This is a genomic window from Duganella sp. 1411, from assembly GCF_017833525.1.
In the GTDB taxonomy this organism is placed as follows: domain Bacteria; phylum Pseudomonadota; class Gammaproteobacteria; order Burkholderiales; family Burkholderiaceae_D; genus Rugamonas.
Window position 1 is genome coordinate 569048 of the sequence record NZ_JAFICD010000002.1, and the last position, 21740, is coordinate 590787.

At 72.3% G+C, this 21740-nt stretch carries 15 protein-coding genes; 1 reads left to right on the forward strand and 14 read right to left on the reverse strand.

All coding sequences use genetic code 11. The features are described 5' to 3' along the window. Positions 1 to 6: 6 nt before the first annotated feature. The 4 genes from JOD97_RS14110 to JOD97_RS14125 all read right to left on the reverse strand — a co-directional run bounded on the left by JOD97_RS14110 (position 7) and on the right by JOD97_RS14125 (position 7738). Complete coding sequence (locus JOD97_RS14110) at positions 7 to 447, reverse strand: lytic transglycosylase domain-containing protein (RefSeq protein WP_209718687.1); 441 nt, start codon at positions 445 to 447, stop codon at positions 7 to 9. Next, positions 447 to 4280 (reverse strand): hypothetical protein, encoded by a 3834-nt coding sequence (locus tag JOD97_RS14115; protein WP_209718690.1) that lies wholly within the window; start codon positions 4278 to 4280, stop codon positions 447 to 449. The genes JOD97_RS14110 and JOD97_RS14115 overlap by 1 nt, the downstream gene beginning before the upstream one ends. Before the next feature lie 151 nt (positions 4281 to 4431). Beyond that, positions 4432 to 6267 (reverse strand): type III secretion system outer membrane ring subunit SctC, encoded by a 1836-nt coding sequence (gene sctC / locus JOD97_RS14120; RefSeq protein ID WP_209718693.1) that lies wholly within the window; start codon positions 6265 to 6267, stop codon positions 4432 to 4434. A gap of 28 nt (positions 6268 to 6295) precedes the next feature. Next, positions 6296 to 7738, reverse strand: a complete 1443-nt coding sequence (locus JOD97_RS14125) for a helix-turn-helix transcriptional regulator (protein ID WP_209718696.1) — start codon at positions 7736 to 7738, stop codon at positions 6296 to 6298. A 268-nt stretch (positions 7739 to 8006) separates the two neighbouring features. On the opposite strand from JOD97_RS14125, the gene JOD97_RS14130 reads away from it, so the two are divergent. Continuing rightward, entirely contained in the window at positions 8007 to 8714 is a 708-nt protein-coding gene (locus JOD97_RS14130; protein WP_209718699.1) for a response regulator transcription factor, read from the forward strand. A 205-nt stretch (positions 8715 to 8919) separates the two neighbouring features. On the opposite strand, the gene JOD97_RS14135 is transcribed toward JOD97_RS14130, so the two are convergent. The 10 genes from JOD97_RS14135 to JOD97_RS14180 are packed head-to-tail and all read right to left on the reverse strand — an operon-like array spanning position 8920 to position 21738. Further along, complete coding sequence (locus JOD97_RS14135; RefSeq protein WP_209718700.1) at positions 8920 to 11367, reverse strand: HAMP domain-containing sensor histidine kinase; 2448 nt, start codon at positions 11365 to 11367, stop codon at positions 8920 to 8922. Further along, on the reverse strand, positions 11352 to 13880 hold the full coding sequence (locus JOD97_RS14140; RefSeq protein ID WP_209718701.1) for an ATP-binding protein: 2529 nt from the start codon (positions 13878 to 13880) through the stop codon (positions 11352 to 11354). The genes JOD97_RS14135 and JOD97_RS14140 overlap by 16 nt, the downstream gene beginning before the upstream one ends. Beyond that, on the reverse strand, positions 13873 to 16425 hold the full coding sequence (locus tag JOD97_RS14145; RefSeq protein ID WP_209718702.1) for a hybrid sensor histidine kinase/response regulator: 2553 nt from the start codon (positions 16423 to 16425) through the stop codon (positions 13873 to 13875). Before JOD97_RS14145 ends, JOD97_RS14140 begins: the two co-directional genes overlap by 8 nt. Before the next feature lie 8 nt (positions 16426 to 16433). Further along, positions 16434 to 17267: a type III secretion system export apparatus subunit SctT gene (gene sctT / locus JOD97_RS14150; RefSeq protein WP_373999856.1), complete on the reverse strand. Its 834-nt coding sequence runs from the start codon at positions 17265 to 17267 to the stop codon at positions 16434 to 16436. After that, positions 17264 to 17815, reverse strand: a complete 552-nt coding sequence (locus tag JOD97_RS14155) for a hypothetical protein (protein WP_209718703.1) — start codon at positions 17813 to 17815, stop codon at positions 17264 to 17266. The genes sctT and JOD97_RS14155 overlap by 4 nt, the downstream gene beginning before the upstream one ends. Beyond that, the gene (sctN, locus tag JOD97_RS14160; protein ID WP_209718704.1) at positions 17812 to 19137 is read right to left on the reverse strand and encodes a type III secretion system ATPase SctN; all 1326 of its coding nucleotides are present in this window, start codon (positions 19135 to 19137) and stop codon (positions 17812 to 17814) included. Before sctN ends, JOD97_RS14155 begins: the two co-directional genes overlap by 4 nt. Then, positions 19134 to 19838: a type III secretion system stator protein SctL gene (gene sctL, locus JOD97_RS14165; RefSeq protein WP_209718705.1), complete on the reverse strand. Its 705-nt coding sequence runs from the start codon at positions 19836 to 19838 to the stop codon at positions 19134 to 19136. Before sctL ends, sctN begins: the two co-directional genes overlap by 4 nt. Further along, entirely contained in the window at positions 19823 to 20518 is a 696-nt protein-coding gene (locus JOD97_RS14170; RefSeq protein WP_209718706.1) for a type III secretion protein HrpB4, read from the reverse strand. The genes sctL and JOD97_RS14170 overlap by 16 nt, the downstream gene beginning before the upstream one ends. Further along, entirely contained in the window at positions 20518 to 21300 is a 783-nt protein-coding gene (gene sctJ / locus JOD97_RS14175) for a type III secretion system inner membrane ring lipoprotein SctJ (protein WP_373999857.1), read from the reverse strand. The genes JOD97_RS14170 and sctJ overlap by 1 nt, the downstream gene beginning before the upstream one ends. A 30-nt stretch (positions 21301 to 21330) precedes the next feature. Continuing rightward, positions 21331 to 21738 carry a hypothetical protein gene (locus tag JOD97_RS14180; protein WP_209718708.1) on the reverse strand — a complete coding sequence of 136 codons (408 nt, stop codon included), beginning with the start codon at positions 21736 to 21738 and terminating at the stop codon, positions 21331 to 21333. Positions 21739 to 21740 lie beyond the last annotated feature (2 nt).

Below are 21740 nucleotides of genomic sequence, written 5' to 3' on the forward strand. Positions count from 1 at the left end.
TCCAAATCATTCTTTATCCGCGCCATGCGCGGCGACAATGCGCCGGATGGCCTCCTTGTAGCTGTCGCGCAGCGCCGGCGTCTCGGAGTGGTAGGCGCCCACCGCGTCCCAGTTGTTGCCGTACTTGAGCATCATCTTGCGCAGGTGCCAGGCCGCCACGTACACGCTCACGCACGGCTGCATCAACTGCTCGGCGGCGATGCCCCAGCGCCGCAACTCCGACTGGTGGATCGAGTTGATCTGCATGATGCCGTAGTCGAGCGAGCCGTTGGCGTTGCGGTGCAGCGCGTCGCCCCGTCCGTGCGACTCCTGCCAGGCGATCGCCCGCAGCACCGCCGGGTTGACGTGCTGGTAGGCGGCCGCCTCGTCGAAGCAGTCGGCGCGCGCCGCCGGCGCCAGCGCGCAGCCGGCCGCCAGCGCCAGCGCCACCCCCGGCCGCAGCCCCATCAGGCGCCCTCCGGATGCACCGGGGCGGCCGGTGGCATGTCGGCCCAGGCCCGGATCACGTCCGGCGGCGCCGCCGTCGCGTACAGCTCACGGTCGCTGGCCACAGCGAAGTTCGAGGTCGCCACGATGCCGAAGTTCAGGCCGGCGACGTCGCTGGCGGCCTGCGCCTCGAACGCCTGGATCTGCATCGGCACCCACGAGCGCTCGTCGTTCAACTGGGCCATCATGTGGGCCGAGATCTGCGCCAGCCGCGGATCGTCCGGGTTGCGGCGGTGGATGGTGGTGGCCAGCGCCGCGCTCTCGTCCAGACCCTTGCGCACGTCGGTGCGGATGCGCGAGCGCATCGAGTAGTGCTGGCCCGGACCTTTCCAGTTGTCGAGCTTCTGGATGAAGGCGTCCAGTTCGGGCCCGGCCCGCTCGGCGCCGTGCACCGCCTCGAACACCTTCTCGTACTGGGCCCGGCGGCTCGGCTCTTGCAGCATGGCCTTGAAGTGCCCGGCGTCGCGGTGCTCGACCTCGCGCAGCGTGTACGTCTCCGACAGGCGGCCGCCATCCTCGATGATGGCGCGGAAGGTCACGTTCATGCCCTTGTCCACCAGGCTGTAGTTGGCCTGCTTGCCCAATAGCGGCGGGGCGAAGTTCAGCGCCTCGGAGGTCGGCTCGCCGGGGTCGGCGATCATCTGCGGCGGGCCGTCCGGCGGAACGATGTGCAGCGGCGGATGGCTGGGATCGCCGCTGTCGACGGGGATGGCCGGATTGGTGATGGATGCGCTCACCTGGCCGTTGATCTGGAAGCGCTCCATGTGGTTGTTGCGCACCATGCGGAAGGCGCCGCCCTCCTCGGTGCGCTTGTTGTTGGCGGCCGAGGCCCAGTCGGTGCTGATGGTGCCCGTGATGGCGGCGCCCACCGATTCGAACGGCTTGTCATGCGCCACCACGCCCGCGCGCACATTGGCCGATGCGGTGGCCGTGTGGCGCAAGGTTTCGGCCGACTGGTTGTGCCAGCCGATCGACAGCGTGTCGCTGTCGAAAAATTCGTTGGCGATTTTTTCCCACGCTTGATCCGGCGCCTGGTGTTCGCCGCCCTCGGCCTTGGCCATGCCGAACATGAAGTCGACGAAGCGCACCATGTCGTCGCGCGCCAGCGCGCTGTTGAAGGTCTTGCCGTCCGGGTTCTCCGGGCGCGACGTGCGCACCATCACGCCCCGCGTGTAGCCCTTGTCGCCGGCCAGCGGCGTGACCGTGGCCGAGCCCCCGCCGCCGGCGCTGAGGATCTTGCCGAAGCCGGCGCGGATCGAGGCCCCGAAGCCGCCGCCGAGCGCGCCGGCGCCCTGCTTCTGCGTGCCGAGGAACAGTTCGCCGCCGTGGTGGCTGGTGCCGAAGCTGATTTGCGCGTTGTGGCTGCGCACGCCGCGCACGTCGGCGATCGGCCCGGCCGCCCCCCGGACCGCGCCGCCGCTGAACAGGCCGGTGATCTTGCCGGCCAGCTTGCGCAGGCCGATCGTCACCGGCGCCACGTTGAGGCCGACGGCGCCGCCGCTGCCGGCGGTGACCACGTTGCCCCACGACGCCTCCTGGATGAAGGTGCGCACGTACTGGTGGGCGCCGTCGGCCGTCATGGCGGCCGGGCGGAAGCTGGCCGGGTCGACCACGTTGGCCGCCTGGCGCAGCGCCTTGCCGAACGCGGTCTCCTGGGTCAGCGTCGGCGCCTGGCCCGGCAACGCCTCGCCCCCTTCGGCATGCGCGGTCGGCGTGCTTTCGGCCAGGCCGCAATCGCGGCCCCACTGCCGCAGATCGGGCAAGGTCACGCTGCGGCCGTTCCAGTGCGAAAGCTTGGCGGCGATGGCCGGGGCGGCCTCCGGCGTGCCGTGGTCGGCGGCGATGCCGGCGGCGATCATCGCCAACGCGTCCGCGTCGAACGCGTTGCCCAGCGGACGCCGTGGCTGCGCCTGGGCCGAGGGGTCCTGCAGATATTTCATCAGCGCGGCGCGCTCGATCGCCGGCGGCAGCGCGGTCCGGGGATCGGCCAGGTCGGAGACCATGAGGGTGTGGGCCAGGCTGCCAGCCCTCGGCGCCGTTTCCGCCAGTTTCGCGCGCAGCTCGCCCATCGCGCTGCCGACGTACGCGTCGAGGTTGGTGATGTTGTCGTCCGGGTGCAACTGGGCGGCGTTGTTGACGCCCATCGAGCGCATCGGCGACAGCGGCGATTTCTTCTTGCCGAACACCTGGTTCACGCTGGCGGCGGTCATCCTGGCGCGCGCCTTGATGAACTTGCCGTTCTTGAGCGGATGGGCGCGGTCGAAGGACGCCGAGGCGTTTTTCTCGTGCTTGGCCGCGCGCGCCACGTACTTGCCCATCTTGGCCAGCCGGCCCTGGGCCTTCGACAGCGTGGTGCCCGGGCCGCTGTCGTGGAAGCCCTGCTTCCACGTGAACACCGAGGTTTTCTCGGCCGGCGACAGGGCGGCGTACGGGCTCACGCCCTCGGCCGGCGGCGCCGCCTTGTGCACGCGCATCTCGATGGTCAGCACCTTTTCGGCCAGCGTCGCCCGGGCCGGCGTCACCGCCACCTTGAGCGCGGCGCGCTTGCCGCAATCGGCCAGCGGATCGGCAAGGCCGGCGGCCGCGCCCTCGCTGGCGACCTTGCCGGCGGCGGTCAACAGGCGCCGCAGGCCGGGCTGGCGGGCGGCGGCCGGCGGCGGCTGCATCATCGTCATCATCGCATTGAAGCCGGCAGGGGTCGACGCCAGCTTGGTTGCCGTGTGCAACGCGTCCAACGACGCGCCGGACAACGCGCCGGCGTCCAGGGCATGCAGCATCTGCTCCATCGCCGGCCCCGAGGACAGTACATCCAGCGCCGCCTCCGCGCGCGCGGCATCGCCGCCGCACGCCGCCGCCAGGTCCTCGGACACCAGTACATGGTTGGTGTACGGGAAGCTGGTGGGAGCGGCGCCCCCGGCGTCGTGCTCCAGCGCGGCGGACAGCTTGGTGTGCACGCCACCAGCGGGGAACATCTGCGCGATGTGCGCCTCCATCGCGCCGCGATCGCCCAGCGCAGCCATCGACTCCGCCGGCCTGTCGTTCATGGCCGGTTTCGGCACGTCGGGGGCGATCTGCGTGACCGCGTTGCGCATGGTCTTCTGCATCTTGTGGTGTTCGCTGTTTAACAATCCCTTCGCCAACGGATTGGACACCCCCGGTTGCCCCGGCGTGCCGCGCTGGGAGGCGGGCGCCTTGGCCAGCGCCTCGCCGGAGATCGGCAGCTGCATGCCTTTGCCCGGCGTGACGCGCTGGCGCCCAAACCAGGTCGATTTCTGTGTCGATTCCTTCATGGGATGCGGATGGCGCAACCCGGAGGCGACGTCGGCCACGTTCCGTAGCGGCGCTGGCGGCGGTGGCGGCCGGGTTTCGTGGCGTGGCGACGGCGGCGGGCTGTGGATCGGCGACGACGGCGCGGTCACGAACGAGTCCGAACTGTCGCTGCGGAACGAACTATGCGCGTCGTAGAAACTCTCCGACGACGCCTCGCTGTGGTGCGATGACGACGACTCGCTGCGGCGCGGCGACGACGCCGAGCCGCCGCCCCCGCCGCCGCTGGTCTCGGGCAACTTACCCTTCGCCCTCGGGCTGCCGCCGCCGGCGCGTTTGGGATTGCCCGTCATCCAGCCCGTCAATTTCGACAACACGCCCTGCCCCCCGCTTGACGAAGCGCCCTTGCCGCCGCGCGGAGATGTCGCCGGACTGGTGTGGGCGCTGCGCGGGTCCGGCAGCACGTCGGTATTGTGGATGTCGATGGAACGATGCGGGATGCTGGAAGTGCCGCCGGTTTTGGTCATCTGTGTGCTCCAAGTGTGAAAGTGATTTTCCGTGCGCTGATCCGCCCCACGCGGTTGCCGGGTCGACGGGCGGCGGTCCAAGCAGCTTAACCAGCGCGGCCGGCGCCGGCGGCCCCGCAAACGAAGGCCGCGCCGCGCCGGCGAAGCGCCGCTACAACGGCGTGATGATGCGCGGCGTCAGCAGGAACAAGCGCTGGAACTTCTGCTTCTGGTCCTGCTTGTTCCGGAACAGGCCGCCCAGCAAAGGCAGGCGCGACAGCAAAGGCACGTCGGTGTTCTGCTTGCTGCTCTGCTCGACCGAGTAGCCGGCGATCAGCAGGCTCTCGCCGTTGCGGATCAAGGCCTCGGTGTCGATCTCGCTGTTGCTCACCACCGGCAGCTGGCCCACCAGCTGGCCGGTCAGCTGGCCATCCTCGATGTGCACGGTCAGGCGGATCTGGCCGTCGCCGCCGTCGGCGTTGTCGCCGGTGCGCGGCACCACCATCGGCAGCACCCGCAGCGAGGTGCCGGCCGAGACGCTGTACAAATCGGACGACTGGTAGCCGGCCACCGGCACGTAGAAGGTGGTCTTGTTGTCCATCACCGCCTCCACATGGTCCAAGGTGGCGACCTTGGGGCTGGCGCTGATGCGCGCCTCGCTGGCCTGCTCCAGTGCGTTGACGCGGGCCATCAGGAAGCGCCCGGCGCCACCCAGCACCGCCGTCAGCGCGGCGCCGGTCGGCGTGGCCGCGTTGCCGCTGCCGTCGGTGCTGTTCGGATTGGCGAAGCCGTTCGGGTTCAGCGAACCGGGGAAGGCCAGCTGCGCGTTGTTGCCGGCGCCGCTCTCGAAGTCCAGGTGGCTGCTGTGCAGGCGCCAGTCGACGCCCAGTTGCTCCAGGCCGTTCTCGGTGACGTCGATGATGCTGGCGCTAATCTCGAGCACCTGCGGCCGCGTGTCGAGCGCGGCGATCAGGCGCTGGTAGTCGGCCATCTTTTCCGGCAGATCGCGGATCAACACAGCGTTGGTGCGCGGATCGGGCTGGATCGTCGGCGTGTCCTCCTCGACCGGCGCGGTGGCCGCCCCTGCGGCGGCCACCGGCAACGGCGCGGCGCCGTCGGCGGAACCGCCCTGCCCCGCGCCCGGCAGCGGCGGCTTGCGCGGCGCGTTGTCGGCGCCCCCCAGGCCCGGCAGCGCGCTGCTCCAGAAACTGGTGCCGGCCGGGCCGCCCTGCGGCGCCGCCTCGTTCTTGGCCGCCACGCTGCCGACGCGGGCGACGGCCGGCGTCGCCAGCGGCGCCATCTGCGCCATCGGCGCGTTTTTCTGGTACATGCTGCGCAGGATGTTGGCCACGCCGACAATGGTCAGCTGCTGCCCGCCGACCTTGAGCGGATGGTCGGCGGCCCAGGCGTAGCGCAGCGGGAACACGCGCACCGTCAGCGCCCGGCGCTGCTGGTGGTCGACGTCGATCTTGCGCGCCAGCTCGCTGACCAGCTCGACGTAGCGCGGCGGCCCCGACACCAGCACCGTGTTGGTCTGGTCGTCATACACGATGGCGAAGCGCGGATCGGCCACGCGCAGCCGGGCGATGGCGCTGCGCAGGTCGGCCGCGCTGGCGTGCGACAGGCCGATCGAGACGCTGCGCGCCTCGTTGGCGCCGGCGATGTACAGCACGGTGCCGTCGTAATACCAGACGAAGCCGAACGACGCCGCCAGATGGTCGAGGAAGCGCTGCGGCGACTCGCTGAAGTTGCCGGTGACGTTGCCCTCGACCTGGGGCGAGATCGAGGCCATGACGTTCTGGCTGGCGGCCAGCTCGCGCAGGATCTCCTTGACGTCCTTGTGGTCGGCGACGTACTTGATGGAGCCGGTCTGCCACGGGATGCGCGAGGCGGAGGCGGCGCGCGGAGGCGCCGGATGATCGGCGGCGCCGGCCGGCGCGGCGGCGGCCAGCCAGGCCGCCAGCAATACCGGGCCCAGGACGCGGCGCGGCGGGGTCGAAATCTTCATGGGTTTCCTGTCGAATGTGGAGAACGGATTAGCGGCAGGCGCTGGCCGAGGGCGCCTCGTTGAACTGCTTGCGGTAGCCGCGGATCAGCGACGAGCGGCTCTTCAGCCCGAGCCGGTTGGCGGTCTTGAGGATGCCTTCGCCGCCGCCCTGCTCGGTCATCAGCTCGGCGCGCACGGCGTCGAGCCGCAGGCGCCGCAGCACCGCCGTCGGCGACATGCCCAGGCGCTCGCGGAACGCCAACTGCAGCGCCCGTTCGGTGACGCCGATGTGGGCGGCGATCTCGCCGGTGCTCAAGTCGTTGTTGCGGTAGTTGTCGACGATGTAGCGGTAGGCGCGGCGGTACTTGGCCGGCAGGCGCGCGCTGATGTCGTCGCTCGGCTGGCCGACCGCCTCGCGCACCACGCCGTGCAGCGCCTTGATGACCTGGGTTTCGCTGCGCAGGCATTGCAGCGCCTCGCTGGTGTAGCCGGCGTAAAAGCGCAGCGCGTCGGCGGCGTCGCCCTTCAACATGGCGATCTTGGCCTGGCAATAGCGCTGGTCCAGGCTCCAGCGCAGCGCGCGGCGGTCGGCCCGCTGGCCACGCTGCAAGGTCTGCTCGGCCAGGTCGGGCTGGCCGCCGGCCAAGGCCGCCAGCGCGATTTCCACATGCACGCCGCTCGAATACGACAGGCAGTTCCAGCGGCGCGACTGGTCGACGTGGCGCTGCAGCGCCAGCATCGCGTCGCGCTCGCCGTCGGCCAGGCGCAGCAGCAGCGCCAGGCAGCCGTGGCGCTGGGCCGCCAGCTCCGGCGCCGGCCGCGCGGCGTCCTGCGCCGCCATCGCGGCGGCGAAGCGGCCCAGCAGCAACTGGTGGTCCGCGCCCGCCGCGCCCGGCTGCCAGAACACGTGGTCGCGCAGCCCGGCCGAGCAGCGCACCGCCAGCTGCACGGCGCAATCGAGCGCCAGCAGATCGACCAGCAGCGCCCAGCGGGCGTCGTCGTCGTCCGCCGCCAGCGCGCGCGCGTGGCCCAGCGCCTCGTCGCAGGCGGCCTGCTGGCCCAGCTGATGGTGGATCAGCGCCACGCCCAGCACGGCCTCGACCTTTTGCCTTGCCGACGCCGCGCCGTCCTGCGTAACGCGGGCGAAGCACTGCATCGCCGCGCTGTAACGGTGCAGGCTCAGCGCCTGCCAGCCGGTATTGCGGCACGACAGCACGCGCAGCGCGTCGTGCGACACCAGCAGCTTTTGCGCGCGGCGGAAATGTTCGTCGGCGTCGACCTCGTGGCCCAGCAGCAGCGCGGCGTCGGCCATGGCCAGGCAGGCCGGGGCCGAGGCCGAGACGCCGGGGCCGGCGGCGCCGTCCGGGCCGGCGGCGCGCTGGGCGTGGCGCAGCGCCGCGTCGAAGTCGCCGTCCTGCATGGCCATGGCGTAGGATGGCAGCTCGTCGGCCTGCGACAGAGCGGATACGAGTGCGAAGTAGATCTGGAACATGGTCGTCACCTCATCGGAATAGCGGCATTGGAAAGGCATTCGGCGGTCGGTCCCGGTCAGCGCCGGGGGCCGCGCCGGGATGCCCAGATCATGGCGGAGCGGGGCCTCGCTGACGATCCCGCAGATGTCGGGGAGACAACGCCGCGCGACCCGGCAACGACCCGACAATTGTCGGACAGTCAATCCCCCATCGGCCTGAATCGTGCATCCCAGCAACGTTACAGGTGGTATGATGACAGCGCCGAATGGCCACTGACACGGAGGATGGATGACTGGTGCATCGGAATTGACGATATTGCTGGTGGAAGACCAGGGGCTGGTGCGGGCCGGCATGCGCGAACTGATCCGTATCGCCCAGCCGGACGCCCGCATCGACGAGGCGGCCGACTATGACGAGGCGGTGGCCAAACTACAACAGCAAAGCTACCAGCTGGCGTTCATCGACGTCGACCTGAAGTCGTCCAAGACCGGACTCGACCTGCTTAAATATCTGCGCGAGGCGCAGCTCGACACGCGCGCCATCATGCTGTCGGGGCGTTCGGACCGGCCGCTGGTACTCGAATGCATCAACGCCGGCGCCTGCGGCTACATCCCCAAGGACATCAGCAGCGACGGCGTGTTCCAGCGCGCGCTCGACACCGTGTTCCAGGGCGGCATTTTCATCCCGGTGACGGCGATGGCGCGCGACGGCGTGCCGGCGCCGGCCGCGCCGCCGGTGCCGAGCGTGACGGCGGCCGAGCTGGGCGTATCGGGACGCTGCCTGGAGGTGCTGTACCACCTGTGCCAGGGGCTGCCCAACAAGACCATCGCCAGCCGCATGCAGGTCGAGGAAGGCACGATCCGCAAGGATTACGTACCCAAGCTGTTCCGCATCTTCCAGGTCACGCGCCGCACCGAGCTGCTGGTCGAGGTAGCGCGGCGCGGGGTGATCATCCCGCCCCTGCCGCTTCCCGCGCAACACCACGGTGACACGTAGGGCGGATTAGCGCAGCGTAATCCGCCAATGCATGCTATGTCGGCGGCTCACAGATGGCGGATTACGGCGTTCCGCCTCTCAAGGCCTACCGGCAGGTAGGCCGTGTCATCGATGTGCCCCCGGGGCGGATTGGCGGGCATTGCCCGCTAATCCGCCCTACGTGTCTCCACGGCCGTTCCACGGCGCCGCGCATGGCCTGTCACCCTCACGCCCCACAATGCAAGCGCACCGCCGCCACCAGCACCTTGGCCGGCAACGGCCGGCACAGCAACGCCACCGGCCGCGCCGGCGCCCCCGCCACCGGCGCCGCGTCCAGCGCCGCCTGCCGCAGCGCCTCCCTGGCCCAGGTGCCGGCCGCGCACACGGCGATCAGCGGCGGCGCCTCGCCGAACTCGGCAAACACCGCGCGCCGCACGTCGTCGGCATAACCATCGGCCAGCACGGCGTCGCTCAGGATCAAATCCGGCATCCTCTCCATCGCCGGCAGCATGCGCGCCAGCTCGGCGAGCGTGGCGGCGCTGTCGCACAACATCCCGCACGCCTCCAGCGCGGCGGCGCCGTCGCGCCGCTCGGCCGCCCCGCCGGCCACCTGCAGCACATACAGCCCGGCCAGCTCGGCGCAGTCGGGCCCCGGGTGCGGGCGCCGCGCCAGCGCCCTGGCCTGGCGCGCGCCGGCGCGCGGCACCAGCAGCCGGCAGCGGGTGCCGGCACCCGCCACCGAGCGCAGCGCCAGCCGGTGGCGCGGCAACAGCGTCAGGATCGAGGCGACGATGGTCAAGCCCAGGCCGATGCCGCGCCCCCGCTCCCGGCCCGGATTGTCGGCCTGGAAGAACGGCTTGAACACGTGCCGCTGCAACGTCGGCGCGATGCCGACGCCGTTGTCGACGATCTCGACCCGCCAGCCGCCGCCCGCCGCCGCCACCCGCACCAGCACGCGCGCGCCGCCGGCCCGCCCCGGCTCGCTGAACTTGATGGCGTTCGACAGCAGGTTGCGCAGCACCCGGCCCAGCAGCTGGCGGTCGCTGCGCACCAGCGCCGCGCCCGGCGCCGCCGGCAGCCGCTGGCGCACCACCACCCCGCGCGGCTCGCTCAGCGGCCGCAGCGCGCTCACCGTCTCGGCCACCAGCTCGGCCAGGTCGAAGGCGTCGTCGTCGGCCGCCACCATGCCGCATTCGAGCCGCGACAGCTCCAGCACGGCGTTGAAGGCGCCGCGCATGGCGTCGCCGGCCTGGCGCGCCATGCCGAGCAGCTCGGCGGTATGGCCGGCGTCGCCGCGCGCGGCCGCGTGCGCCGCCGCGCCCAGCAGGCTGCCGATGGCCTGGATCGGCTGGCGCAGCTCGTGCGCGGCGGCCGTCACGAAGCGCGTCTTGGCGACGTTGTCGCGCAGCGCCTGGCGGCGCAGGCGCTCGCGTTCGCGCACCGCGAAATACCCCAGCGCCAGCGCCAGCACCGACACCAGCAGGCCCACGGCCAGCCATAGCCGCTCGGTGCGCAGCGCCGCCGCCTGCAGGTGGTTTTGCCTCGCCAGCAGCGCCAGGTTTTGCTGGCGCCCGCGCGCCTCCAGCGCGGCGCGGCGCCGCTGCACGCGGGCATCGCGGATGCGCGCGGCGCGCCGCTCGCACAGGCGAAGCAGTTCGCGCTGCGTGGCCAGCGCCTGCTGGTGGCGGCCGGCGCGGGCATAGGCGTCGGCCATCCAGTCCAGCAGCATGCAGACGTAGCGCTCGTTCCTGGCGCGTCCATAAAACGCCAGCGCGCGCCGCACCTCGTCCTCGCCGCGCGCCAGCGCGCCGCCGCTCATGTGGCACAGGCCGGCGGTGGCCAGCCAGCCGTCCGGCACCGCGCCGCCGTTCAACTCGGCGCGCAGCGCCAGCGCCAGCCCGGCGTGCCGCAGGCAGGCGTCGTCGTCGCGCCGGTCCCAGTCCAGGCTGGCGAGCAGGTCGAGCGCGGCCGCCTCGCCGTCGCGGTTGCCCGCGTGGCGCGCGCCCGCCAGCGCCCGCTGGCACCAGGTGTGGGCCTCGCCGGCCCGGCCCAGCCGGCGCGCCACGCGGCAATCGTTCAGGTCCAGCTCGAGCAGCAGGCCGCGCAAGTGCTGGCGCTCGGCCAGCGTCCGGCTCTCGGCGTCGTAACGCAGCGCCAGGCCGTTGTCGTCCATGCGCGCGTAGGTCACGCCGATGCTCGCCAGGGTGCGCGCGCGCCGCGCCGGATCGGCGCCCTGCCGTTCCAGGACGATGCGCTGGTGCTCCAGCGCACCGGCGAAATCGTCCTCGATCGCGGCGATCTCGGCCACCATGACGTGGGCCCGCAGCGCCACCTCCTGGTCGCCGGCGCGCTCGGCCTCGTCGAGCACCTGGCCGGCCAGCAGCAGCGCGGCGTCGATGTCGCCGTCGATGTAGCGCCGCACCTGCGCCCGCAGCCAGTGCGCCCACAGCGTGCAGGCCGGGTCGGCCGAGGCGGTGGCCAGCGCGTCGAGCCGCGCCGCCACCTGCCGCACGGCCGGGTCGCGCTGGCCCAGCAGCGCCTCGGCGCGCGCCACCAGCGCCGCGCAGGCGGCGCCCGGGGCCGGGGCCGGCGCCGGCCCCGACGTCGTCAGCGCCAGCGCGCAGGCCACACCGCCCAGCGCCAGGGCCAGCCGGCGCGCTAGCGCTGGCCGCATAGCGCCCGGATCTGCGCCAGCAGGGCCGCCGACGCCACCGGCTTGCGCAGCACCACCGCGTGCTCCAGCTCGGGCCCGAGCGCCAGCGACTCGCTCTCGCCGGTCAGCACGATCACCGGCAGCGCCTCGCCGAACTCGGCGGCCACGGCGCGCACCACGTCGCGCGCCGTGTGCCCGCCCGACAAGGTGTAATCGGTCAGCACCAGGTCGGGCATGCGCTCGAGGCCGGGCAGCAGCGCCTGAAGCTCGGCCAGCGACCCCACCGGCTCGCACAGCACCCGGTATTCGCGCAGCAGCGCCTCGGTCGATTGGCGCACCAGGCGGTCGTCCTCGACGTACAGCACGTACAGGCCGGCCACGTCCTCGACGTCGGTGGTGGCGGCGGGCGGCGGCGGCGCCATGATGGCCTCGTCGTGGGCCGCCACCGGCACCCCGACCGAGAAGCGGGTGCCGACGCCGGCGCGCGAGCGCAGCCGCAAGGTGTGGCGCGACAGCAGGCCCAGGATCGATTCGACGATGGCCAGGCCCAGGCCGAGCCCGCGATCGCGGTCGCGCCCCGGGTTGTCGGCCTGGAAGAACGGCTTGAACACCTCGCGCTGCAGCGCCTCCGGGATGCCGACGCCGTTGTCGACGATGTCGACCCGGCAGTGGCAGCCGAGGCCCACCACGCCGACCACCACCACCGCCCCGCCCGGCTTGGAAGGGTCGCTGTACTTGATGGCGTTCGACAGCAGGTTGCACAGCACCCGGCCCAGCAGCTGGCGGTCGCTGCGCACGGCCAACACCCGCCCCGGACGCAGGCGCAGCCGGATGGCGACGCCGCGCGGCTCGCTGAGCGGGCGTAGCGCGAACACGCTTTCGTTGACCAGCTCGGTCAAGTCGAAGCTGCTGTACTCGGCCGCGATGGCGCCGCACTCGAGCCGCGACAGCTCGAGCACCGCGTTGAACGAGCTGCGCATGGCGTGCGTGGCTTTTTGCGCCGTGTCGATCAAGTCGCGGCTCTTGTCGACGTCGCCCCGGCCGATGGCGTGCGAGGCCGCGCCCAGCAGGTTGCCGATGGCCTGCATCGGCTGGCGCAGGTCGTGCGCGGCCTCGGCCACGAACTGCGACTTCTTGTGGTTTTCCTGCTGCGCCTTGCGGCGCGAGCGCTCCTTGTCGCGCAGCTTGAAGAAGCCGACCACGCCCACCAGCAGCGCGATCAGCAGGCCGACCGCCAGCTCCAGCTGGCCGTTGGTCAGCTGCGCCTGCTGCAGGCGGTTCTTTTCCTGCAGCGAGACGATCTCCTTTTGCCGCGCGGTCGCCTCGAACGCCGAGCGCATCTGCAAGGTGGCGCGGTCGAGCTCGCGCTGGGATTCGGCCTCCCGCAGCGCGCTCTGTTCGCGCAGCGTGGCGAACGCCTCCTTGAACATGCCGGCCCGCTCGTAGGCCGTCGTCAAGGTCCCCAGCGTCTCGTTGATGGCGGCGTGCTCGTTGCCGGCGCGGAACACCTCGAGCGCCGCGCGGATCTCGCCCTCGCCCTGCGCCACCGCGCCCAGGCCGATGTGGCACAGGCCGATGTCGGCCAGCGCGTCGGCGCGCCGCCTGTCGTTGTCCGCGCCGGAGCGCAGCGCCTTGGCGCGCTCGGCGTACCCGAGGCAGGCCGGGTAGCGCCCGGCCTCCCAGGCGGCGTTGCTCAGCAGGCCGAGCGCGTCGGCCTCGAGCCGCCGGTCGCCCACCACGCGCGCCAGCGCCAGCGCCTGCTGGCAGGCCTTGTCGGCCTGCTCCGGCTGCTTGAGGTTGGCGTAGCTGCCGCAGCGTCCCAGCGCCAGCGTGGCCAGCATGGCCTGCGCGTGCAGGCCCTCGGCCACCGTCTGCGCCTGGCGGTTGTAGTCGAGCGCCTGGCGCTCGTCGCCCATCTGGCTGTACAGCAAGCTGATGTTGTTGAGCGCGACCGCGCGGTGATACAGGTCGCGCTCGGTATGCCCCTGCAGCAAGCCCAGCGCCGTGGTCTGGTGCCGCAGCGCGCTTTTGTAATCGCCCTGTTCCTGGTGGCACATGGCGGCCGTGTCGTGCAGCGCGCCGGCCAGGCGGTAGCCGACGCCGCCGGCCCGCGCCAGCGCGCGCTCGGCCAGCAGCGCGCCATCGGCCGGCTTGGCGTCGAACAAGGCCAGCACGCGCGCCCGGTAGTTTTCCGCCCACAGTGTGCTTTCCAGGTCACCGGCGCCGGCGCCCAGCGCGGCCAGCTCGTCGATGACGCCGCGCGCGCGGGCGTCGCCGCTGTCGACGTAGAAATTGATCAGCGTGTTGAGCATCTTGCTGCGGTCGTTGAAGGTGGCGCCGGCCGGCAGGTTGTCGTGCAGCGCCTGCAACTCGGCGATGGCGCCGGCGCGGTCGTGCTGGAACAGCGTGTTGATGCGCAGCAGCTCGGTGTAGACCGGGGTCGGCGGCGGCTCGGCGGCGCGCGGCGCGGCGCCGACCAACGCCAGGCCGAGCAGCAAGGCGGCGCCGGCCAGGGCGCGCGCCGGCCTACGCACGGCCGCCTCCGCACAGCGCGCGGATGCGCGCCAGCAGCGCCGCCGACGCCACCGGCTTGCGTAGCACCACCGCGTGCTCCAGCTCGGGTCCCAGCGCCAGCGACTCGCTCTCGCCGGTCAGCACGATCACCGGCAGCGCCTCGCCGAACTCGGCGGCCACGGCGCGCACCACGTCGCGCGCCGTGTGCCCGCCCGACAAGGTGTAATCGGTCAGCACCAGGTCGGGCATGCGCTCGAGGCCGGGCAGCAGCGCCTGGAGCTCGGCCAGCGACCCCACCGGCTCGCACAGCACCCGGTATTCGCGCAGCAGCGCCTCGGTCGATTGCCGCACCAGGCGGTCGTCCTCGACGCACAGCACGTACAGGCCGGCCACGTCCTCGATGTCGGTGGCGGCGCTGGCCGGTGGCGGCGCCGCGATGGCCTCGTCGTGGGCCGCCACCGGCACCCCGACCGAGAAGCGGGTGCCGACGCCGGCGCGCGAGCGCAGCCGCAAGGTGTGGCGCGACAGCAGGGTCAGGATCGATTCGACGATGGCCAGGCCCAGGCCCAGCCCGCGATCGCGGTCGCGCCCGGGATTGTCGGCCTGGAAGAACGGCTTGAACACCTCGCGCTGCAACGCCTCCGGGATGCCGACGCCGTTGTCGACGATGTCGACCCGGCAGTGGCAGCCGAGGCCGACCACGCCGACCACCACCACCGCCCCGCCCGGCTTGGACGGGTCGCTGTACTTGATGGCGTTCGACAGCAGGTTACACAGCACCCGGCCCAGCAGCTGGCGGTCGCTGCGCACGGCCAGCACCCGCCCCGGGCGCAGGCGCAGCCGGATGGCGACGCCGCGCGGCTCGCTGAGCGGGCGTAGCGCGAACACGCTTTCGTTGACCAGCTCGGTCAAGTCGAAGCTGCTGTACTCGGCCGCGATGGCGCCGCACTCGAGCCGCGACAGCTCGAGCACCGCGTTGAACGAGCTGCGCATGGCGTGCGTGGCCTTTTGCGCCGTGTCGATCAGGTCGCGGCTCTTGTCGACGTCGCCGCGGCCGATGGCGTGCGAGGCCGCGCCCAGCAGGTTGCCGATGGCCTGCATCGGCTGGCGCAGGTCGTGCGCGGCCTCGGCCACGAATTGCGACTTGTTGTGGTTCTCCTGCTGCGCCTTGCGGCGCGAGCGTTCCTTGTCGCGCAACTTGAAGAAGCCGACCACGCCCACCAGCAGCGCGATCAGCAGGCCGACCGCCAGCTGCAGCCGGTCGTTGGTCAGCTGCGCCTGCTGCAGCCGGTTGGTCTCCCGCAGCGCGACGATCTCCTTTTGCCGCAGCGCCGCTTCCAGGGTCGAGCGCGTCTGCAGGGTGGCGCGGTCGAGCGCGCGGTCGAAAACGGCCTGCTGCAACGCGCGCTGTTCGCGCGACGTCTCGAACGCCTGCTTGAACAGGCCGGCGCGCTCGTAGGCCGTCCCCAGCATCGCCAGGGTGGCGCCGGCGCTGGCGTCGTCCTTGCTGGCGCGGAACGCCCCCAGCGCCGCGCGGACCTCGCCCTCGCCCTGCGCCACCGCGCCCAGGCCGATGCGGCACAGGCCGACGTCGGCCTGCGCCTGGGCGCGCTCCTTGGGATAGTGCTCGGCATTGTGCAGCGCCAGCGCCCGTTCGGCGTAACCGAGGCAGTCCGAATAGCGCCCGTCTTGCCAGGCGAGCTTGCCGAACAGATCGAGCACAATGGCCTCGAGCGCCTTGTCGCCCGACGCCCGCGCGCGCGCCTGCGCCTCGCGGCAAACCTCGCCGGCCCGCCGCGTCTCCTTGAGCAGGACGTAGCTGTTGCAACGCGCCACGATCAAGGTGTCCAGGATGTCCTGCGCGTGCAGCCCCTCGGCCACAGTCCGCGCCTGGTCGTTGTAGGCCAGCGACTGGCGCTCGTCGCCCATGTCGCTGTACAGCGAGCTGATGTTGTTGAGGACGATCGCCCGCTGGTACAGGTCTTCGCGGTCCTTGCCCTTGACATGGCCCAGCACCGCGATCTGGTGCCGCAAGGCGTTTTTGAAGTCGCCCTGGCGCCCGCTGCACAGCGCCGCCGTGTCGTGCAGCGCGATGGCCAGGTCGTCGGCGACGTTGTCGCCGGCCCGGGCCAGCGCGCTGTCGATCAACAGCGTGCCGTCGGCCGGTTTGTCGTCCAGCGTGGCCAGCAGGCGCGCCCGGTAGGCCTGCGCCCACAGCGCGCTTTCGGTGTCGCCGGCGCGCGCGCCGAGCGCCGCCAGTTCGTCGACGTAGCGGCGCGCGCGGGCGTCGTTGGCGTCGACGTAGAAACGGATCAGCTTGTGGAGCGTGGCCCGGCGCTCGTCGAAGGTGGCGCCGGCCGGCATATGGTCCTGCAGCGCCTGCAGGCGGGCGGCGGCGTCCGGGCGGTCGCTGGCGAACAGCGCCTCGATGCGCGCCAGCTCGGCGTGCACCGCGGACGGCGGCGCGGCCGGGCGCGCGGCGGCGGCCACGCCCAGAGGCAGGCCGGCCAGCAACAGGCCGCACAGCAAAGCGGCGCCGGACGAACGGAGCAGGCGGCGACCCATCCGTCCCCCTAGCGCGGCGCCGGGCTGGCCGCGCCCAGCGTGCCGCGCTGGACCAGGGCCTGGAAATTGGCGAACGTGAATTCGGTCTTGACCTGCTCCACCAGCGAGCCGGTCAGCAGCACCAGCATCAACAGCGCGATGGCGCCGCGCACCGGCTGGCTCAGCGAGGTCGGCTCGAGCTTGTCGGCGGCCTTGGCCACCAGCCCGAAGGCCAGGTCGACCAGCACCAGCACCAGCATCACCGGCGCGGCCAGCTTGACGGTGGCGCTGGCGATGGTGTCGACCCGGCCGATCAGGAAGCTTTGCGTCATGGCGTCGAGCGACGGCAGGGTGGCCGTCAGCGGCCACCAGCGGAACGATTCGAACAGCGCGCCCAGCAGAAACAGCATGCCGCCGGAGACATAGAACAGCACGATGGCCATCTGGATCAGCACGTTCGAGATGGGCGTGCTCTGCTCGCCGCGCAGCGGGTTGCTGGTCTGAATATTGTTGAAGCCGGCCATATTATCGATGATCACTCCCACGCTTTGCGCTATCCAAAATACCGACGAGGCCGTATAGCCGATCACCAGCCCGATAAACATTTCCTTGCCGACAATGATCGCCATCGTCATGCCGTCGAGCCGGCCCAGCGTGTCGGCCGGCTGGCCGGCCGCGATGAACAGGCTGATGGCGTACACCACGCCGTTGCGCACGCCGCCCGGCAACACCTGGTCCGACGCCGCCGGCAGCACCACGAACACCACCAGGATGCGGATGCTGCACAGGGCCAGCAGCATCAGCAGCGCCAGCAGGCCGTCGTGGCCGGACCACAGTGCGCCCAGCGCGCCGTCGACGTTCACGCCGCCCGCCTGTTCTCGACTTCGGCCTCGGCGGCGGCGGCGCGCGCCTCGGCCGCGCGCCGCGCCAGCAGCCGCGCCAGCCCGGTGTCGGCCGCCTCGTCGTCTTGCGCGTCCTGCTGCGCGGCGTCGGCGGCGCGGGCGGCGCCGGCCAGGCGCTCGACGATGCCGTCGCGCCGCGCCGTGGCGGCGCCGATCTCGCGCCGGGTCTGCGCCAGTTCACGCCGTTTGTCGGCGATTATAGCCTGCGCGGCTTGCTGGGCGGCAATCGCTGTTGCCAGTTCGCCCGCCAGGCGGGCGCGCCAGGCGTCGTGTTCCAGGTACAGCCGGGGCGTCAGCGGCGCGCCGCCGGCCAGCAGCGCGTCGAGGCGGCCGGCGTGGGCGGCCAGCGCCGCCTCGCAGGCGCCGGCCTCGGCGTCGCGCTGGCGGGCCGCCGCGCCGGCCGCCTCCAGCGCGGCGCGGCGCGCCGTCAGCGTGCGCTCGAGGCGCTCGATGGCGCGCGTCTTGACGTCGCGCAGGGTGCGCCAGGCGCGCAGCGCGGCCGGCCTCACCGGGCCGCCCCGGCCAGCCGCGCCAAGGTGTCGCCCGGATCGGCGCACTCGTCGGTCTCCTGGCACAGGAAGGCGTGGATCTCGTCGTGGCGGGCGATGGCCTCGTCGGCCAGCGGGTCGGCGCCGGCCTGGTACTCGCCGATCTGCAGCAGCGGCTCGACTTCGTCGTACTTGGCCATCAGGCGCCGCAGCCGGCCGGCCTGGGCGCGGTGCTCGGGATCGACGATCTGGCTCATCACGCGGCTCAGGCTGCCCAGCACGTCGATCGCCGGATACTGGTTGCGGGCGGCGATGGTGCGCGACAGCACCAGGTGGCCGTCGAGGATGCCGCGCACCTCCTCGGTGACCGGGTCGCTGCCGCTGTCGTCCTCGGCCAGCACCGTGTACAGCGCCGTGATCGAGCCGCGCTCGCCCATGCCGGCCCGCTCCAGCAGGCGCGGCAGCTCGGCGAACACCGACGGCGGAAAGCCGCGCCGGGTCGGCGGCTCGCCGGCGGCCAGGCCGATCTCGCGCTGGGCGCGGGCGAAACGGGTCAGCGAATCCATCATCAGCAGCACCCGCAGGCCGCGGTCGCGGAAATACTCGGCGATCGCCGTGCCGGTCTGGGCCGCCTTGGCGCGCTCGATCGCCGAGCGGTCCGACGTCGCGCACACCACCACCGTGCGCGCCATGCCCGCCGGGCCCAGCACCAGTTCGATGAATTCGCGCACCTCGCGCCCGCGCTCGCCGATCAGCACGATCACGTTGACGTCGGCGGCGGTGCCGCGCGCCAGCATGCCGAGCAAGGTGCTCTTGCCGACGCCGGCCGGCGCGAACACGCCCATGCGCTGGCCCTCGCCCAAGGTGGTGAGGGCGTCGATGACCCGCACGCCGGTCGGCAGCGGCGTGTCGACCAGGCGCCGCGTCATCGGGTTGGGGGCCGGCGCGTGGATGCTGGCCAGCTCGTCGCAACGCAGCGGCCCGGCGCCGTCGATCGGCTCGCCCAGGCCGTCGACCACGCGTCCCAGCAGGCCGGGGCCGACCTGGATCGACAGCGGCCGGCCCTGGCCGCTCACGCGGGTCTGGCGCGACAGGCCCTCGATGCTGCCGAACGGCGCCAGGATCGCCTGGCGCCGGTTGAAGCCGACCACCTCGGCGCGCTGCAACACGCTGCCGTCGGCCTGGCGCAGCTCGCACAGCTCGCCGAGCTTGACGGCCAGGCCGCCCACGCGCAGCAGGGTGCCGGTGACCTCGACCACCTTGCCGACCGCGCTGTGGGTGGGCTGGACGGCGATGGCCGCGCCGATGGCGTCGGCCAGCGCGATCAGCGGCGCGTGCTTCATGCCCGCTCCCCGGCGGCGTCCGGGACATCGATTGCGGCGTCCTCGAGCGCCTGGCGCAGCGACTTGCGCAGCGCCGCCAGCTGCGCCGGCAGGCCGGCGTCGAGCATGCCGGAATCCCATTCGCACAGGCAGGCGCCGACGCCGGCGCCGGCATCCTCGACGATGGTCGGGCGCAAGCCGGAGCCGGCCTCGGCGAACAGCTGGCGCACCTTGTAGGCGTCGTCCGGGTGCACCGTCACCGTCAGGAAGGACGCCTGATCGAGCTCAGCGCCGACCATCTCGGCGGCGCGCTGGAACAGGCCGTCGCGCGCGGTGCAGGCCAGCAAGCGCTGCACGGCCTGGTAGACGATGTCGGTCAAGCGTTCGCGCATCGCCATCAGCGCGGCGCGGTCGTCGCGCGCGCAGGCCTGCATCCGCGCGTGGTGCTCGTCGAGCGCCTGCTGGCGGCCGGCGGCGTAGCCCAGGCGCGCGCTGCTGGCGGCGCGCCGTTCGGCGTCGGCGGTGATGGCGGCGGCGCGCTGCTCGGCGGCGACGACGATGGCGGCGGCGCGCGCGCGGGCCTCGTCGAGCAAGGCGGCGCCGCGCTGTTCGATCGCCTGCCAGCCCTCGTCGAGCTCGATCACCCGCGCCAGTTGCTCACGCCGCACCACGTCGGCGCCCAGGCCCAGCGGGCTGTTGTCGCCTCTCAGCCAAATAACCATGTCAACTCCGGAAACAATGTGGGTAACAGCGCCAGCAGCGCGTCGCTGTCGTTGGTGGCCGCCGCCTCCGTCCGTTCGGCGCTGGCGGTGGCGGTGGCAGGCAGGGCCAGCTCGACCAGCCGGCGCAGGCTGGGGTTGCGCCAGACGGCGTCGCGCTCGAAGTGGCAGTAGCCTTCGATCGCCCACGCCGTCAAGTCGGGGTGCGCGGGCAGCGGCGCGCACGGGGGGCCGTCGGCCGCGTCGGCACAGCCGGCCGCGCGCAGGGCCGACAGCGCCGGCGCGCCGACCAGCGTGCGCAGCCGCGCCAACACGGCGCCGTCGACGCACAGGCTCAACGCGACCCGGTGCGCGAACAGCGCCCGCACGGCCAGCACCAGCAGCAGCGACGGCTTGTCCAGCGCCGCCAGCCGGTGCGCCGGCGGCGTGAAGCTGTCCGGCGCCACCACCGGCAGGCGCAAACGCGCGCGCACTGCGGCGCTGCGCCGCGCCAGCGAGTCGGTGGCCGCGATGGCCGGCAGGCCCTCCTCGCGCTCCATGCGCCGCAGCCAGCTGGCATCGACATCGTCGGCCAGCCGCATCAGCCGGCCCTGGTAGGACAGCAGCAGCGGCGCCAGCTGGTCGACGTGCAGCATCGCCGCGCCGTCGCCCTTTGCCTCCGCGGATGCCAGTGCGGCCGCCATCAGGCCACTCCGCGCGGACCGGCGCGGCGCGACGCCAGCCAGCGCGTCGCCGCCAGTTGCCCGGGCAGCGCGATGCCGCGCCGGCGCAGCAGCACGGCCGCCAGCGCCAGCAGGCCGACCGCGAGCGCGGCGCCGCCGCCCCACAGCAGGCCGCGCGGCAGCCGTTGCGGCCTGGCGCCGAGCGGCGCCGGGCTGGCGCCGGGCACCATCACCACGCTGACGTTTTCATAGCTGAGCCCTTCGACGCTGTGCACCACCAGGTTCTTGATGCTCGGCACCAGCGAGGCGACGTCGGTGTTGGCGCGGTATTTGATGAACACCGACGCGCTGGGCGGCTTGACCACGCTCGACAGCGGGTCGTTGTTGGGCAGCGCGATCTCGACGTGGGCCAGCGCCACGCCGTCGATGTCGTTGAGCGTGCGCGACAGCTCCTGCGAGACGCCGAAGATGAAGCGCACCCGCTCCTCGGTCGGGGTCGAGATCAGGCCGTCCTTCTTGAACATCTCGCCCAGGTTGGTGTATTTGGCGTGCGGCAGGCCGTGCGCGTGCAGCGCCTCCATGGCGCGGGCGAAATCGTCCTCGTCCACGGTGATGACCCAGCTCTTGCCGTCGTCCGGCGAGCTTTTGGCGGCGTCGATATCGGCCTGCAGCAGCACCGTCAGCATGTCGTTGGCGTCGACCTCGCTCAGTTGCGCGAACAGTTGCTTGCCGCAGCCGGACAAGGCCGCCGCCAGGCACAGCGCGAGCGCGATGGCCTTGCCTCGTTGCAGATGACGTTTCACATCAAACTCCCGGTACGTGCCGCTCATGGGTTATTGGTTTTTCATCAGCGTCTGGACCGCCGATTTGCCGGATTCGGCCACGGTGTTGACCATGTTGAGCTTGAACGACAGCATCGCCATCTCGCTTTGCATCTGCATGATGGTCGCGGCCGCCTCCGGACCGCTGCCCAGGCCGCTAATCGACAGCGCATGGACGTTGTCGAAGGTGGCCTTGGCGGCCAGGTCCTGGTCGTCGATCATGCGGTGCAGCTGCGACGGGCCGTGCGAATGGACGCGGCCGGCCGGGCCGTGGCCGACCTCGCGCATCAGCGCGGTGAAGCGGTCGACCAGCGCCGGCTCGGGCGGCGCCACCGGCGCGGCGGTGGCTGTGGTGGCGGCGACGCCGGTGGCGCCGGCGGCCGGGGCGACGGGGGGAATCGGGGGAATGGCGGCGATCATCG